This is a genomic window from Paraburkholderia sp. GAS82, assembly GCF_050436285.1.
GTDB lineage: Bacteria > Pseudomonadota > Gammaproteobacteria > Burkholderiales > Burkholderiaceae > Paraburkholderia > Paraburkholderia phenazinium_B.
In genome coordinates, this window is sequence record NZ_JBNDLX010000001.1 from 574,283 (window position 1) to 590,448 (window position 16,166).

Genomic DNA, 16,166 nt, shown 5'->3' on the forward strand with positions numbered 1-16,166 from the left:
AGACACCGATGAACGCCGATCTCCACTGTCACTCCACCGTTTCCGATGGCCAGCTTGCGCCCGCCGACGTCGCGCGTCGCGCTCAGGCTAACGGCGTCACGTTGTGGGCGCTGACCGATCACGACGAGCTGGGCGGTCAGGCCGAAGCGCGCCAGACCGCCGAGGAACTCGGCATGCGTTACCTGAGCGGCGTGGAGATTTCGGTCACATGGGCATCACGCACGGTGCACATTGTCGGCCTGAACGTCGATCCGACCTGCCAGGCGCTGATAGACGGCCTTGTGCGCACCCGCGACGGCCGCGCGGCACGTGCCGAAGCGATCGGCGAGTTGCTTGCCACCCTGGGCGTGCCGAATGCCTACGAAGGCGCACTGAAGTACGTGTCCAACCCCGACATGATTTCGCGCACTCACTTCGCGCGCTTCATGGTGGAGAACGGTTACGCCGAATCGACCCAGGACGTGTTCACTCGCTATCTGGGCGACGGCAAGCCGGCATACATCGCCCATCGCTGGTCGAAGCTGGCTGACGCGGTCCGCTGGATCCAGGTGGCCGGCGGCGAAGCGGTGATTGCGCATCCGGGGCGCTATGAATACACCCAGCTCGAATTCGACGCGTTGTTCGGCGAGTTTATCGATCTCGGCGGCAAGGCGATCGAAGTCGTAACAGGCAGCCATACGCCGGACCAGTATCGCGAGTATGCGGACGTGGCGCGCCGCTTCGGTTTCGAGGCCTCGCGCGGCTCCGATTTTCATGCGGCGGGCGAGGGCCGGGTCGAACTGGGCGGTCTGCCGCCGTTGCCGTCCGATCTGACGCCGGTTTGGGAACGCTGGTTGTGACGGTGCACCGGCGGCGACGGGCTTCGCGGCCGGTCCGCCCCGGATCCCGCTTCTGCTTCGCTTCCACCCGCACATAACCATGTCCCAATTCTTTCGGCTCCACCCCGATAATCCGCAGCCGCGCCTGATCAAGCAGGCCGCGCAGATCATCAACGACGGCGGTGTGGTAGCCCTGCCGACCGATTCGAGCTATGCGCTTGCCTGCCATCTCGACGACAAGAACGCGGTCGAGCGCCTGCGCCGGATTCGTGGCCTCGACGAGCGTCAATTGCTGTCGTTGCTGGTACGCGACCTGTCCGAACTCGCGAACTTCGCGATGGTCGACAACCGCCAGTTCCGCCTGATCAAGTCAGTGACCCCGGGCCCGTACGTATTCGTGCTCGAAGCCACCAAAGAGGTGCCGCGACGCCTGTCGCATCCGTCGCGCAAGACCATCGGCCTGCGCGTGCCGGATCACGCGATCACGCTGGCGATTCTCGAAGAACTCGGCCAGCCGCTGCTCGGCACGACGCTGATCATGCCGGGCGAAACCCAGCCGCTCAACGACGCCGAAGAAATCCGCGAGCGCCTCGAAAAACAGCTGGACCTCGTGATCGACGGCGGCCCGTGTCCATGCGAGCCGTCGACTATCGTCGATCTGACGGGTCCAGAACCGGTGCTGGTGCGGGCAGGGCGCGGCAGTCTCGCGCCTTTTGGTCTCGAACAGCCGGCATGAGGGCCTCCGTGTTAGCCTGCATGAGCGAAAGCGGACAGACGCACGCAATGGCGTTGTTACAATAGCGGGTTATGGACTCTTCCCTGATACAGACCGTCGCGGTCTATGCGTTGCCCGTGATTTTTGCCATCACGCTTCACGAAGCGGCTCACGGCTACGTGGCGCGTCTCCTCGGCGACAATACTGCCTACGCGCTCGGCCGCGTTTCGTTCAATCCGATGCGTCACATCGACCCGCTCGGCACCATCGCGATTCCGCTGCTGCTCTACTTTGCGACCAGCGGAGCATTCATGTTCGGCTACGCGAAGCCGGTGCCCGTGGCCTTCGGCAATCTGCGTAATCCTCGCTGGGGCAGCCTGTGGGTCGCGTTGGCCGGTCCGATGTGCAATTTCCTGCAGGCGCTGGTCTGGGGCGTGATCGCCGTGGCGCTTGGTGTGGCGGGTATTCAGGAGCCCTTTTTCACGCGCATGGCCGCCGCAGGCGTTGGCGTCAATCTGGTGCTCGGCGTGATCAATCTGTTTCCCCTGCCGCCGCTCGATGGCGGGCGCGTGCTGACCGCGCTGCTGCCGCCGCGCCAGGCCATTGCGCTGGCGCGCCTCGAGCCGTATGGTTTCTTTATCGTGATGGCGCTGGTGATGACGGGCCTCCTGACCCGCTTCTGGCTGAGCCCGCTCGTTGGTCTCGGCTATGACGCCGTGACCGCCATCCTGACTCCTATCGCTTCGCTCTTTCAATAAAATCATGTTCCCTGACCGTATCTTCTCCGGCATGCGGCCTACCGGCTCCCTGCACCTCGGCCACTATCACGGTGTGCTGAAAAACTGGGTGCGCCTGCAGTCCGAATATCCGTGCTTTTTCTGCGTCGTCGACTGGCACGCGCTCACGACGCACTATGAGACGCCCGAGGTCATCGAAAAGAACGTCTGGGAAGTGCTGATCGACTGGCTGGCTTCCGGCATCGATCCGGCCCAGGCCACGCTGTTCATCCAGAGCAAGGTGCCGGAGCATGCCGAACTGGCGCTGCTGCTCGGTATGAGCACGCCGCTCGGTTGGCTCGAACGCGTGCCGACCTACAAAGAGCAGATGGAGAAGCTGAAGGACAAGGACTTGTCCACCTACGGCTTCCTCGGCTACCCGGTGCTGATGGCGGCGGACATTCTGCTGTATCGCGGTTCGCTCGTGCCGGTCGGCGAGGACCAGGTGCCGCACGTCGAGATGACGCGTGAAATCGCGCGGCGCTTTAACTACCTGTACGGCCGCGAGCCGGGCTTCGAAGAGAAGGCCAACGAGGCGGCCAAGAAGCTGGGCGGCAAGCGCTCGAAGCTCTATCACGAGCTGCGCAACGCCTACCAGCAGGAAGGCGACGACGAAGCGCTCGAACAGGCCCGCGCGATGCTGCAGGAGTCGCAGAGCCTGTCGATGAACGACCGCGAGCGGCTGTTCGGCTATCTCGAAGGCTCGCGCAAGATCATCCTCGTCGAGCCGCAAGCCATGCTGACCGAGGCGTCGCGCATGCCGGGCCTCGATGGTCAGAAGATGTCGAAGTCTTACGGTAATACCATCGGCCTGCGGGAAGATTCGGAAACCATCACGAAGAAAGTTCGCACGATGCCAACCGACCCGGCCCGCGTGCGCCGCACCGATCCGGGCGATCCGGACAAATGCCCGGTGTGGCAGTTGCACCAGGTCTACACAGACGAAACCACCCACGAGTGGGTGCAAAAGGGTTGCCGCTCGGCCGGAATTGGCTGTCTGGATTGCAAGCAGCCGGTGATCGAAGGCATTCTGCGCGAACAGCAGCCGATGCTCGAACGCGCGCAAAAGTACATGGACGATCCGTCGCTGCTGCGTGCGATCGCCGCCGACGGCTGCGACAAGGCCCGCAAGTTCGCCACCGAAACCATGCGCGATGTGCGTGAGGCAATGGGACTCTCGTACAATTGACGTCGCTGGCGCAACGGGTGCGTCCGGCACGAACCGCGCGCAGCGCTTTTTGCAGGCCATGAGCGAATCCGCATCCGCTGCTTCTGCCAACTCTGAGGCTTCTCCGGCCGCCGTCGCGGCTCACGCTTCGCTCGGCGAGCCGTCGCGTTGGGTGTGTCACTGGGCGCATCTCGTGGCGCCGGGCGGCGCGGTGCTCGATGTGGCCTCGGGAGCAGGTCGGCACGCGCGCTGGTTTGCCGGGCACGGCCATCCGGTGAGCGCGCTCGATCGCGATGCGGCAGCACTCGCCGCCATGCGGGACGAGCCCCGAATTACGACGCACGTGGCCGACCTCGAAGGCGCGCCCTGGCCGCTGCCCGACGATGCGAAATTTGCCGCGGTGGTGGTGACGAACTACCTGCATCGTCCGTTGTTCCCGAACCTGCTGGCGGCGCTCGCGCCGGGCGGCGTGCTGATTTACGAGACCTTCGCGCACGGCAACCAGACGGTTGGCAAGCCGTCCAACCCGGCGTTCCTGCTTGCGCCGGGCGAGCTGCTCGACGTGGTACGGCCGCGTCTGCGGGTGGTTGCGTTTCAGGACGGTTTTCTTGCGCAGCCGCGTCCGGCGTACGTCCAGCGGATCTGCGCAATTCTGGAGGCCCAGCCGGCTTCCGGCGACACTCAGGCATTACCCCAGCCTTGTTACGAACTGGCTGGCTAATCCGCTACAATCGCGGTTTACTGATTAAATTCATGGCGTTTCATGACCAACGGCATTCAAAGCGGCAGCAGTAACGGCCCTCAGATTCGCGGCAGCATTCCGGCCATCATCACCCCGATGCTCGAAGACGGCAGCCTCGACCTGCCGGCGTTCCGCAAACTGATCGACTGGCATATCGAAGAGGGTACGAACGCGCTCGTCGTAGTTGGCACGAGCGGCGAATCGGCTACCTTGTCGGTCGAAGAGCACGTGCTGATGGTCAAGACCGCGGTGGAACACACCGCTGGCCGCATTCCGGTGATCGCCGGCTCCGGCGGCAATTCCACCACTGAGGCGATCGAGCTGACGCAGCAGGCCCGTGAAGTCGGCGCGGACGCGACGCTGCAAGTCGTGCCGTACTACAACAAGCCGACCCAGGAAGGTATTTACCGCCATTTCGCCAAGATCGCCGAAACGGTCGATCTGCCGGTGATTCTGTACAACGTGCCGGGTCGCACGGTGGCGGATATGTCTAACGAAACGATCCTGCGCTGCGCGCAGGTGCCGGGCATCGTGGGCGTGAAGGAAGCGACGGGCAATATCGACCGCGCCGCTCACCTGATCAAGTCGGCACCCGCGCACTTTGGCATTTACAGCGGCGACGATCCGACGGCGATCGCGCTGATGTTGCTGGGTGGCCACGGCAATATTTCCGTGACCGCGAACGTAGCACCGCGCGACATGAGCGAGTTGTGCAAGGCCGCTCTGGCAGCCGACGCAAAGACCGCGCGTGAGATTCACCTGAAACTCCTGTCGCTGCACAAGAACCTCTTCATCGAATCGAATCCGATCCCGGCGAAGTGGGCTTTGCAGCAACTGGGGCGCGTGCAAGGCGGAATCCGCCTGCCGCTCACCCCGCTCGATGCGCGCTACCACGAAGTGGTGCGTGCGGCGCTGCGCGAAGCGGGTTTGCTCAGCTGAGTGGTTTCAGCACCGAGCAGCCCGTCACCGGCATTTTTTTAACCGACGTCGATATCGCCCGCGTTCCCGGCATTGAACCAGGCACCGCGTTCCAGCTTCACGAAGGACCTCATGAAACGTTCCGCACTTTCCCTCCACGCAACCCGCATGGCGGCGCTGGCGCTTGCCCTGGTGACGCTCGCCGGCTGTGACACGCTGAACGACTGGTTTGCGTCCGATCGCGTCAACTACAAGGGCGCAGGCACGGCCCCACCGCTGAACGTGCCGAGCGATCTGCAGGCCCAGCAGACCCAGCAGAAGTACGTCGCCCCGCCGGCCAACCTGGCGCTTGGCGGCGCACCGACGCGCGTGGCCACGAGCGCCGGCAATTCGGTCGAAGGCGTACCGAGCGCGCAGGACCCGCTCGGCATGCACATCGAGCGCGACGGCGATCACCGCTGGCTGGTTGTCGACGGCCGGACGCCGGAGCAGTTGTGGCCGCAGATCGAGGATTTCTGGCAGGAAAACGGCTTTGCGCTGAAGAGCGATACGCCGAACACCGGCATCATGTCGACCGACTGGGCCGAGAACCGCGCCAACATCCCGGACGACTGGTTCCGCAAGTCGATCGGCAAGCTGGTCGATTTCGCTTACTCGTCGGGTACCCGCGACAGCTTCCGCACCCTGGTGTCGCACGGCCCGGACGGCGCCACGGATATTTCGATCACGCATAGCGCGATGGAAGAAATGCTGACCGGACAGGACAAGACGTCGTCGCGCTGGGTGGAGCGTCCGCGCAATCCGGTGCTGGAAGCGCTGTTCCTTGCCAAGCTGATGCAGAAATTCGGCCTGACCGATGCGCAGTCGAAGCAGCTGCTGACGGACGCCCGTCCGGCTACCGCGCCGGTTACCGTGGACATGGCCGCTGGCGGTGCAACCCTCGACCTGCAGGAATCTTTCGACAGCGCGTGGCTGCGTGTGGGCCTTGCGCTTGACCGTACAAACTTCGCCGTGGACAACCGCGATCGCCAGAAGGGCATTTACTACGTGCGCTATTCAGACGCGGCGCAGGAGCTGAAGAAGGAAGGTCTCTTCGGCAAGCTGTTCAGCGGCGGTTCGAACAAGCCGGCACCGGAATTCCTCGTCAACGTGCGGCCGAAGGGCGATGCGCTGACGCAGGTGGCGGTGGTCGACGCCAACGGTCAGGTGGATACCTCGTCGGACGCGCAGCACATTGTTTCGCTGCTGCATGCGCAGCTGAACTAAGACGAACCGTGCGGTTCGCCAGCCTGGGAAGCGGCAGTGAAGGCAATGCCTTGCTGGTGGAAGTGCAAAGCGGCACAACCACCACGCGCGTATTGCTCGACTGCGGCTTCTCGGCAAAAGAACTCGAACGCCGGTTAGCGCGTCTCGGGTTGGGCGTCGAATCTCTCGACGCCATTCTGATTACTCACGAGCATAGCGACCACATCGGCAGCGCCTTGACGCTGGCCCGCAAGTGGTCGATTCCGCTGCACATGAGCTGGGGCACGGCGCGCGCTGTGGGCGCCGACGAGGCTGAGGTCGACCTGCATGTGTTGTGGGGCGACGAGGCTGTTGCGATCGGCGACCTGAGCGTGCTGCCCTATACCGTTCCGCACGATGCCCGCGAACCTTTGCAATATGTCCTGTCGGACGGCGCGAACCGGCTGGGCGTGCTGACCGACGTCGGCACGTCGACGCCGCATATCAGTGCCGTGCTGAGCGGATGCGACGCGCTGGTGCTCGAATGCAATCACGACGTGCGCATGCTGGCGGCGAGCCGCTATCCGCAATCGCTGAAGGCGCGTATTGGCGGCAACCATGGCCACCTGAACAACGAAGCGGCGGCAGAAATTCTCGCCTCGCTCGATCGCTCGCGCTTGCGTCATCTGATCGCGGCGCATCTGAGCCAGCAGAACAATACGCCGGCACTCGCGCAAGCTGCTATGGCGGGCGTGCTCGGCGCGGCGGCGGTCGAGGTAGTGGTGGCCTCGCAGGATGACGGCTTCGACTGGCTGAGCCTTTGATTCACCGATTCCGGGCCTGTGCATCGTCGCATACCTGCAAGCCAGAGCGGGCGCCCAAAAGAAAACGCCCATGACGGTCAAAGGTCATGGGCGTTTTTCATGCGACTCGTAAAACCGAGCTTTACGTCTATTACTGCTGGTTACGGCTTCTGCCTCTCAGGCTTGCGGACCACTCGTCTGGGTCGCGCTTACCGCGCCGCGCCTAGTTGCGCGTGCACGTTACGCTTAATTACGGTTGCCGCCGAAGATACCCAGCAGCGCCAGCAGATTCACGAAAACGTTATACAGGTCCAGATAAATTGCCAGCGTAGCGGTGATGTAGTTCGTCTCGCCGCCGCGCACCACGCGCTGGATGTCGAACAACATGTAGGCCGAGAAGATCACGATGGCCATGACCGACACGGTCAGCATGAGCGCCGTCAGGTGCAGAAACATGTTGGCGACCATCGCCAGCAGCAGCACGATCACACCCACGAACAGCCACTTGCCGAGACCCGAAAAGTCACGCTTGCTGACCGTGGCGACAGTTGCCATTGCTGCGAAGATCACACCCGTGCCACCAAACGCGAGCATGATCAGCGACGGGCCGTTCGAGAAGCCGAGGATGAAGCTCAGCATGCGCGAAAGCATCAGGCCCATGAAGAACGTGAAGCCGAGCAGCACGAATACGCCGGCTGCGCTGTCTTTGGTGCGCTGGATGGCGAACATGAAGCCGAAAGCAATGGCGAAGAACGCCAGCATGCTCATGGCCGGGCTAGTGGCCGCGAACAGCGAGAAACCGGTGACGACGCCAACGTACGCCCCCAGCACCGTCGGCACCATGGACAGCGCCAGCAGCCAGTAGACGTTGCGTAGCACGCGGTTGCGGGATTCAGCCGTGGCGACAGCGCCGTTGCGGCCGAAACTATAGGGATGTTCGTTCATGGTTTCTCCTTGCGTCAGGCGCATTAACTCGCCGTGGTTTTGCAGCGCCGGCCAGCAAGTTTGCGGCCGGTCGCTTGATCTGTACAACCCTAAGATTAGCGCCGTGGCAGGGAGTTTCAATAGCCCGCGCGGTCCTCTTAAGATAAATACCGACTCCCCGTTGGAGTCTTTCAATACCGTAAGGGTTCAATCGCAATCATACATGGGAACATGCTACAATAGCGGATTCATTTGAATCTGTAACCTCTTAATTTTCTGGAGTTTTTATGGCGATCGAACGCACCCTGTCGATTATCAAGCCGGACGCAGTGGCAAAGAACGTGATCGGGCAGATCTACAGCCGTTTCGAAAACGCTGGACTGAAGATCATCGCTTCGCGCATGGTCCATCTGTCGCGTGCTGATGCAGAGAAGTTCTACGCTGTGCACGCTGCACGTCCGTTCTTCAAGGACCTCGTTGACTTCATGATTTCGGGCCCGGTGGTCGTGCAGGCGCTCGAAGGCGAAAACGCTATTCTGAAGCATCGCGACCTGATGGGCGCGACGGACCCGAAGAAGGCAGAAAAGGGCACTATCCGCGCTGACTTCGCTGACAGCATCGATGCGAACGCCGTGCACGGTTCGGATGCTCCGGAGACGGCCAAGGTCGAGATCGCGTTCTTCTTCCCGGAAGTCAACGTTTACTCGCGCTAAGCGCTCCGCGAAGTAGTAAGGTAAAGCAGCAGGAACGGGCGCGAACGGCACATGCGTTCATGCAGCTTGTTGCATGAACGGAAAGTCTCGCACTGAAATGGCAGGATTCGATATGACGAGTAGTCCAACCGTCAACCTTCTCGATCTCGACGCCCAGGGGCTCGTCGCGTATTGCGACAGCCTGGGCGAGAAGCCGTTTCGCGCCAAACAATTGCAGCGCTGGATCCACCAGTACAACGCTGCAAACTTCGACGGCATGACCGATCTCGCGAAGTCGTTGCGCGAAAAGCTCAAAGGTCGTGCCACGATCGCGATGCCCGGCATCGTCAGCGACCACATCTCCAGCGACGGCACACGCAAGTGGCTGGTCGACGTCGGTAACAGCAACGCGGTCGAAACCGTCTACATCCCCGAAGAAACGCGCGGCACGCTGTGCGTGTCGTCGCAGGCCGGGTGCGCGGTCAACTGCCGGTTCTGTTCCACTGGCAAACAAGGTTTCTCACGCAATCTCACCACAGCCGAAATCATCGGCCAGCTCCGCATGGCTGAATTTGCGCTGCGCGCGTCGCGCGGCGCGGCCGGTGGCCGGGCGGTGGGAGGCGACGGCAAGGGCGAGCGGGTCGTCACGAACGTCGTGATGATGGGCATGGGCGAGCCGCTCCTGAATTACGACGCAGTGGTGCCGGCCATGCGCCTGATGCTCGACGACAACGCGTACGGCCTGTCGCGCCGGCGTGTCACGTTGTCCACCTCGGGTGTCGTGCCCATGATGGACCGGCTCGGCGCGGATCTGCCGGTGGCGCTGGCGGTTTCGCTGCATGCGCCTACGGATCCGTTGCGCGACATGCTGGTGCCGCTCAACAAGAAATATCCGCTGCGTGAACTGATGGCCGCCTGTCAGCGCTATCTGAAAGTTGCGCCGCGCGATTTCATTACGTTTGAATACTGCATGCTCGACGGCGTCAACGACAGCGAGGCGCAGGCGCGCGAGCTGCTCGCCGTGACGCGCGACGTGCCGTGCAAATTTAACCTGATTCCGTTCAATCCGTTCCCGGAGTCCGGGCTGCTTCGCTCGAAGCCGGAACAGATCAAGCGGTTTGCGCAAGTGCTGATGGATGCGGGCGTTGTTACCACGATCCGCAAGACGCGCGGTGACGACATCGACGCGGCGTGCGGTCAATTGGCGGGGGCGGTGCAGGATCGAACGCGCCTCGCTGAACGTAGCGGCAAGGCGGCCAGGGTGATCGAGGTCCGCGCAGTGTGAGCACGGCGGCGGGGAGCGCGAATCGCGAAGCTGCGAGTCGCTAAAAAACCCGCTGTGCCGCATGGAATTGAAAAGAAAGTTTGCAGAAGCGATCGGAAGCGGCACATGAGGCCGCACATTTTGTTATAAACGGTCTGCGTAACTGGCCCGAGGCATGCTGCCCGGCGGTTCTCGCACGAGTGAAAAAGAATCGACGCGAAAGGATTTGGGATGAGTGAGCCGCAGCACCCGCACCCGCAGGATACAGGGACCGACACGGGCCATCCGGCGCCGGCAGCCACGCGCGCAGCCGTGGTGCAGCCTGCTGTGCAGACGGGGTTGGACTCGCTGATGGCGGTGGGAGCGCGACTGACGCAGCTCCGCGAATCGAAGAACTGGTCGATCGACGACGTGTCGGCCAGGCTGAAGGTGTCGTCGGCGAAACTGCGCGCGCTCGAGGCGGGCGATATCAGCCAGTTGCCGGATACGACCTTCGCGCTCGGCGTGGTGCGTAGCTACGCCAAGATGCTCGGCGCCGATCCGGCACCTTTCACGCAGGCGTTGCGCCGCGAAAAGGGCGTGCCTGCGCCGGATCTGTCGATGCCCGCGTCGTCGGGACGCGATCTGCCGCGTGGCCGGGTTTCGCTGTCGCTGGGCGGCAGCAGTGGCGGTCAGAAGCATCGCTCGTGGCTGTGGGGAATCGCAGCGGTGATCGTCGCGGTCATCGCATTGGGCATGTGGCATACGAACGGCGGCGATTCGTCAGCATGGCTGGCGCGCTTGCGGGCCACGGCCAATAGCGCGGCGGGTAACAACGCAAACGGCGCGTCGGGCGCAGTGGCGCAAGGGCAGGCGGCGGGCTCCGAAGCCGTGGCGGACGAGGCGGCACCCGCCGCGTCGGCGCCGGATCAAAACCAGGCGGCAGCAACGGATAACGCAGCGTCGGCCGTGCAGATGCCGACGCCGTTGCCGATGGCTGACGGCGCGAGCGCGGCGGCGCCGGCTGTGGCGACCCCGGCGGCTCCGAAGGCAGCATCACAGGCCCAGGCCGCGACGAAGGCCGCCAGCGCACCGGTGGTAGCGACGACGGCCAACGGCGCGTCCGATGCTGTACAGGCTGCGGCGGGCGAGTCGGTTGTGGCGCTGCGCGTCACCCAGGATAGCTGGTTCAGCGTGCGGCAGAGCGACGGCAAGGAGTTGTTCTCCGGCCTCGTGCACGCAGGCGACAGCAAGGAAATTTCCGGCGTTGGACCTTTCAAGGTCACGGTCGGTAACAAGGCAGGGCTCGATTCGATGACGCTCGACGGTCAACCGGTCGACCCCGCGAAATATGCATCCGCCAAAGGCAATGTGGCGCGCATGACGCTGCCTTGATAAGGTGCGCGCCGCGGCCCTCGTGGCTCGCGGCGCTTTTTCAATTCGTGCGGCGTGCGTGTTGCGTGGCGCATGCGGCGTAAATGGGTTTTTCGATGTACTCCGAAGCTCAATCCCAAAGCAGCAGTCAGATTTCTTCGAACGAGCCGGTGTTCGGCGGTCATGCACCGCGTCGTTCGTCGCACGCGGTCGACGTCCGTTGGGCCGGCAATCTCGTGACGATCGGTGGCGACGCACCGGTGCGCGTCCAGTCGATGACCAACACCGATACCGCGGATGCGATCGGCACGGCCATTCAGGTCAAGGAACTGGCGCAGGCCGGTTCGGAACTGGTACGCATCACGGTCAATACGCCGGAGGCGGCAGCGGCCGTGCCGGCCGTGCGCGATCAGCTCGACCGCATGGGCGTGTCGGTGCCGCTCGTCGGCGACTTTCATTACAACGGTCACCTGCTGCTGCGCGATTACCCCGCGTGTGCGGAGGCACTGTCGAAGTACCGGATCAATCCGGGCAACGTCGGCCACGGCGCGAAGCGCGACACGCAGTTCGCGCAGATGATCGAAGCTGCCATCCAGTACGACAAGCCGGTGCGTATTGGCGTCAACTGGGGCAGTCTGGATCAGGACCTGCTCGCGAAGATGATGGACGAAAACGCCGCGCGTTCCACGCCGTGGGAAGCGCAGAGCGTGATGTACGAAGCGCTGATCCAGTCGGCGATCGGCTCGGCCGAGCGCGCCGTGGAACTGGGCCTGGCGCGCAACAAGATCATCTTGTCGTGCAAGGTAAGCGGCGTGCAGGATCTGATCGCCGTGTATCGCGAACTCGCGCGCCGCTGCGAATTCGCGCTGCACCTGGGCCTGACCGAAGCCGGCATGGGATCGAAGGGCATCGTGGCGTCGACGGCCGCGCTGTCGGTGCTGCTGCAACAGGGTATCGGCGACACGATCCGTATCTCGCTGACGCCGGAACCGGGTGGCCCGCGTACCGGCGAAGTGATCGTCGGCCAGGAAATCCTGCAGACCATGGGCCTGCGCTCGTTCACGCCGATGGTCATCGCCTGCCCCGGCTGCGGCCGCACCACCAGCACGCTGTTCCAGGAACTCGCCTCGCAGATCCAGACCTATCTGCGTCTGCAGATGCCGGTATGGCGCGACCAGTATCCTGGCGTCGAGAAGATGCACGTCGCGGTGATGGGCTGCATCGTGAATGGCCCGGGCGAGTCGAAGCAGGCCAACATCGGCATCAGCCTGCCGGGCTCGGGTGAGAATCCGGCTGCACCGGTGTTCATCGACGGCGAGAAAGTGAAGACGCTGCGTGGCGAGCACATCGCCGAAGAATTCCAGCAAATCGTGAGCGATTACGTCGAGCGTACTTACGGCCGCGCGACCGCGCTCAACTGAGAAGTATCAAGCGAATACAGATGACTGAACAGAAGAAAAAGCTCGAGAAATTGTCCGGTGTGAAGGGCATGAACGACATCCTCCCGCAGGAAGCAGGGTTGTGGGAGTTTTTCGAAACGACCGTCAAGTCGATGCTCCGTTCTTACGGATACCAGAACATTCGCACACCGATCGTCGAGCATACGCAACTGTTTACGCGCGGTATCGGCGAGGTGACGGACATCGTCGAGAAGGAGATGTACAGCTTTACCGATGCGCTGAACGGTGAAAATCTCACGATGCGTCCGGAAAATACCGCTGCCGTCGTGCGCGCTTCGATTGAACACAACATGCTGTACGACGGTCCAAAGCGCTTGTGGTACGTCGGTCCGATGTTTCGCCACGAGCGTCCGCAGCGCGGCCGTTATCGCCAGTTCCATCAGGTGGGTGTCGAGGCGTTGGGTTTTGCGGGTCCAGATGCCGACGCTGAAATCATCATGATGTGCCAGCGTTTGTGGGATGACCTCGGCCTGACCGGGATTCGCCTCGAAATCAATTCGCTCGGGCTCGCGGAAGAACGCGCGGCACATCGCGTCGAATTGATCGCGTACCTCGAAAAGCACATGGACGTGCTCGACGAAGAAGCGAAGCGCCGCCTCTACACGAACCCGCTGCGCGTGCTGGATACGAAGAACCCGGCCATGCAGGAAGTCGCGCAGAACGCACCGAAGCTGATCGATTTTCTCGGTGATGCGTCGCGCGCGCATTTCGAAGGACTGCAACGCATCCTGAAGTCGAACAATCTGCCGTTCAAGATCAACCCGCGTCTCGTGCGTGGTCTCGATTACTACAATCTGACCGTGTTCGAATGGGTGACGGACAAGCTTGGCGCGCAGGGCACCGTGGCCGCCGGCGGTCGCTACGATCCGCTGATCGAGCAGCTCGGCGGCAAGCCGACGGCCGCTTGCGGTTGGGCCATGGGCGTCGAGCGCATACTCGAGCTTCTGAAGGAAGAGAACCTCGTGCCGGAGGACGAAGGTTGCGATGTGTATGTGGTCCATCAGGGCGACACGGCGCGCGAGCAGGCCTTCATCATCGCCGAGCGGCTGCGCGACACCGGTCTCGACGTCATCCTGCACTGCAGTGCGGATGGCCAGACGGCGAGCTTCAAGTCGCAGATGAAGCGTGCCGATGCAAGCGGCGCGGCCTTCGCAGTGATTCTCGGCGAAGACGAGATCGCCAGCGGCACGGTAGGTGTGAAGCCGCTGCGCAATGCGGGTCAGGACGGTGGTAAGAGCGAGCAACACAACGTGCCGGCCGAAGACTTGACCGAATTTCTAATCAATGCGATGGTTGCATCCGCCGAAGACGGCGACGACTGATTGCGATGTCGTCGGCCATGCGGTTCGACACATACAAGGTAATAAAAGAGAAGGGATCGCCTGGCGATGAGTTACCACGACGAACAAGAATCAATTGAAGGTCTGAAGGCCTGGTGGGCCCAGTGGGGCAATTCCACGACGTGGATCGTGCTGGTGGCACTGCTTGCGTCCGCTGGCTGGAACGGCTGGAACTACTGGCAGCGGCATCAGGCTGCAGAAGCCGCCGTGCTGTACGACCAGGTGCAACAGGCTGTGACGGCCGGCGACAAGGCCCAGGTGGCCCGTGTGGCCGGCGACATGGAAGACAAGTTCGGCGGCACCGCATATGCGCAGATGACCGCGCTGGCCGCGGCCAAGGCGCTCTACGCAGCCGGCGACGAAGCCGGTGCGAAGGCGCAGTTGCAATGGACCGTCGACCATGCCAAGGACGACGAATTCAAGCAGATCGCGAAGCTGCGTCTGGCTTCCCTGCTGCTCGACGACAAGGCTTACGACCAGGGTCTGGCGCTGCTCGCCGAACCGCAATCCGACGCGTTCAAGGGCGTCGTGGCGAATGGCCGTGGCGACCTGCTCGCAGCTCAGGGCAAGCGTGCCGATGCACGTACGGCCTATCAGCTCGCGCTCGATTCGCTGCCGAAGTCCGATACATCCTCGCGCCAGCTGATCCAGTTCAAGCTGGACGCGCTGGGCGGTTGAACGTCGCATGACGCCCAACCAGTCCCATTTGATCAATCTCCCTAAATGCAACGTCAACCGATGAATCTGCTGAAACGCTACGCTGTGCCCGTTGCCTGTGCGATGACCGTGCTCATGATGACGGCTTGCTCATCCACAAAGGACGAGCGCCGCGTGCCGACGCCGCTCACCGAGTTCAAACCCGTGCTGAACGTGCAGCAGGTCTGGAAGGCCAGTGTCGGTAAGGCAGGGCGCTATCTGTTCTCGCCGGTGGCGGTCGGCAACTTCGTGTACGCCGCAGGCGCGAACGGCTCGGTCGCGAAGATCGACGCGCAGACCGGCAAGGATGTCTGGCGTATCAAGATCGGCAGCGACCTGTCGGCAGGTGTCGGCAGCGACGGAACGCTGACTGCGGTCGGCGCGCTCAAGGGCCAGGTGTACGTGCTCGACGAGAGCGGCAAGCAGTTGTGGAAGAACACGGCGCCGGGCGAAATCATTTCGCCGCCGCTGGTGGGTAACGGCTTTGTGGTGGTGCGCACGGTGGACGGCCAGATCACGGCGTTCAACGCGCAAACCGGTGAACAGAAGTGGGTATACCGCAACCGCGCGGTGCCGCTCAATCTGCGCGTGTCGGCAGGCATGACGTTCGCGGGTGGCCAGGCGGTGCTGGCCGGCTTCCCCGGCGGCACGTTCGCAGCGATCAATGTGCAGACGGGCGATACCTTCTGGGAAACGCCGGTGTCCTATCCGAAGGGCGTGACGGAAGTCGAGCGGATCAATGACGTGACCGGGCCGCCCACGCTGGTCGACGCGCAAACCTGTGCCGTGACGTTCCAGGGGCAGGTTGGCTGTTTCGACGCGAACTCGGGCCGTCCGTTGTGGGAAAAGGCGTTCTCGAGCACGAGCGGTATTGCGCAGGACGAATCGACGGTGGTCGGTGCAGACGACTGGTCGGTCGTCAACGCGTTCGACGCGACGAGCGGCAAGCAGTTGTGGACCAACGACAAGCTGAAGAACCGCGAACTGAGTGTGCCGTTCCTGCTGGGTCACGCCGCGGTGATGGGCGATTACCAGGGTTTCGTGCATTTCCTCTCACGTGACGACGGTACGCTCGTCGCACGGATGCCGACCGATGGCACAGCGATTACCGCCGCGCCGGTGGTGGCGGGCGAAACGCTCGTCGTCCAGACGCACGACGGCGACATCTACGGCTTCCGTCCGCGCTAAACGCGGCGAGAGGCTTACGCGGTACCGCGCGCAGGCCGGCTTAGCCGGCCGCGCGCGTTTTTAGTTGTATCCAGGGCGGTGCACG

At 63.0% G+C, this 16,166-nt stretch carries 16 protein-coding genes; 15 read left to right on the forward strand and 1 reads right to left on the reverse strand.

Annotation, left to right across the window (positions count from 1 at the left end; genetic code table 11):
- The first annotated feature begins 8 nt into the window (after positions 1-8).
- The 8 genes from P3T17_RS02560 to P3T17_RS02595 all read left to right on the forward strand — a co-directional run bounded on the left by P3T17_RS02560 (position 9) and on the right by P3T17_RS02595 (position 7,185).
- Positions 9-839 carry a 3',5'-nucleoside bisphosphate phosphatase gene (locus P3T17_RS02560; protein WP_429404519.1) on the forward strand — a complete coding sequence of 277 codons (831 nt, stop codon included), beginning with the start codon at positions 9-11 and terminating at the stop codon, positions 837-839.
- A gap of 79 nt (positions 840-918) precedes the next feature.
- Positions 919-1,554, forward strand: a complete 636-nt coding sequence (locus P3T17_RS02565) for an L-threonylcarbamoyladenylate synthase (protein WP_074264178.1) — start codon at positions 919-921, stop codon at positions 1,552-1,554.
- A 71-nt stretch (positions 1,555-1,625) separates the two neighbouring features.
- Positions 1,626-2,291 carry a site-2 protease family protein gene (locus P3T17_RS02570; RefSeq protein ID WP_429404521.1) on the forward strand — a complete coding sequence of 222 codons (666 nt, stop codon included), beginning with the start codon at positions 1,626-1,628 and terminating at the stop codon, positions 2,289-2,291.
- 4 nt (positions 2,292-2,295) lie between these two features.
- Positions 2,296-3,498 (forward strand): tryptophan--tRNA ligase, encoded by a 1,203-nt coding sequence (locus tag P3T17_RS02575; protein ID WP_074264180.1) that lies wholly within the window; start codon positions 2,296-2,298, stop codon positions 3,496-3,498.
- Between the two features lie 58 nt (positions 3,499-3,556).
- Positions 3,557-4,198, forward strand: a complete 642-nt coding sequence (locus P3T17_RS02580) for a class I SAM-dependent methyltransferase (protein WP_429404523.1) — start codon at positions 3,557-3,559, stop codon at positions 4,196-4,198.
- Between the two features lie 42 nt (positions 4,199-4,240).
- Positions 4,241-5,158 carry a 4-hydroxy-tetrahydrodipicolinate synthase gene (gene dapA / locus P3T17_RS02585; protein ID WP_429287150.1) on the forward strand — a complete coding sequence of 306 codons (918 nt, stop codon included), beginning with the start codon at positions 4,241-4,243 and terminating at the stop codon, positions 5,156-5,158.
- A 111-nt stretch (positions 5,159-5,269) separates the two neighbouring features.
- Entirely contained in the window at positions 5,270-6,403 is a 1,134-nt protein-coding gene (bamC, locus tag P3T17_RS02590) for an outer membrane protein assembly factor BamC (RefSeq protein ID WP_429404525.1), read from the forward strand.
- 8 nt (positions 6,404-6,411) lie between these two features.
- Complete coding sequence (locus P3T17_RS02595; protein WP_429404527.1) at positions 6,412-7,185, forward strand: MBL fold metallo-hydrolase; 774 nt, start codon at positions 6,412-6,414, stop codon at positions 7,183-7,185.
- A gap of 225 nt (positions 7,186-7,410) precedes the next feature.
- On the opposite strand, the gene P3T17_RS02600 is transcribed toward P3T17_RS02595, so the two are convergent.
- A complete protein-coding gene (locus P3T17_RS02600) occupies positions 7,411-8,109 on the reverse strand; it encodes a Bax inhibitor-1/YccA family protein (protein ID WP_074264185.1) in 699 nt (232 codons plus the stop codon).
- 266 nt (positions 8,110-8,375) lie between these two features.
- Between P3T17_RS02600 and ndk the strand changes: the two genes are divergently transcribed.
- The 7 genes from ndk (at position 8,376) to bamB (ending at position 16,081) form a co-directional block, all read left to right on the forward strand.
- On the forward strand, positions 8,376-8,801 hold the full coding sequence (gene ndk / locus P3T17_RS02605; RefSeq protein WP_074264186.1) for a nucleoside-diphosphate kinase: 426 nt from the start codon (positions 8,376-8,378) through the stop codon (positions 8,799-8,801).
- Between the two features lie 112 nt (positions 8,802-8,913).
- Positions 8,914-10,065: a 23S rRNA (adenine(2503)-C(2))-methyltransferase RlmN gene (rlmN, locus tag P3T17_RS02610; protein WP_429404529.1), complete on the forward strand. Its 1,152-nt coding sequence runs from the start codon at positions 8,914-8,916 to the stop codon at positions 10,063-10,065.
- A 210-nt stretch (positions 10,066-10,275) separates the two neighbouring features.
- Positions 10,276-11,418 carry a helix-turn-helix domain-containing protein gene (locus P3T17_RS02615; protein WP_429404531.1) on the forward strand — a complete coding sequence of 381 codons (1,143 nt, stop codon included), beginning with the start codon at positions 10,276-10,278 and terminating at the stop codon, positions 11,416-11,418.
- 83 nt (positions 11,419-11,501) lie between these two features.
- On the forward strand, positions 11,502-12,818 hold the full coding sequence (gene ispG / locus P3T17_RS02620) for a flavodoxin-dependent (E)-4-hydroxy-3-methylbut-2-enyl-diphosphate synthase (RefSeq protein WP_429404533.1): 1,317 nt from the start codon (positions 11,502-11,504) through the stop codon (positions 12,816-12,818).
- Positions 12,819-12,838: 20 nt separating this feature from the next.
- A complete protein-coding gene (gene hisS, locus P3T17_RS02625; RefSeq protein WP_429404535.1) occupies positions 12,839-14,179 on the forward strand; it encodes a histidine--tRNA ligase in 1,341 nt (446 codons plus the stop codon).
- A 66-nt stretch (positions 14,180-14,245) separates the two neighbouring features.
- On the forward strand, positions 14,246-14,875 hold the full coding sequence (locus tag P3T17_RS02630) for a tetratricopeptide repeat protein (RefSeq protein ID WP_074264190.1): 630 nt from the start codon (positions 14,246-14,248) through the stop codon (positions 14,873-14,875).
- A 60-nt stretch (positions 14,876-14,935) separates the two neighbouring features.
- The gene (gene bamB, locus P3T17_RS02635) at positions 14,936-16,081 is read left to right on the forward strand and encodes an outer membrane protein assembly factor BamB (protein ID WP_429404537.1); all 1,146 of its coding nucleotides are present in this window, start codon (positions 14,936-14,938) and stop codon (positions 16,079-16,081) included.
- Positions 16,082-16,166: the final 85 nt, after the last annotated feature.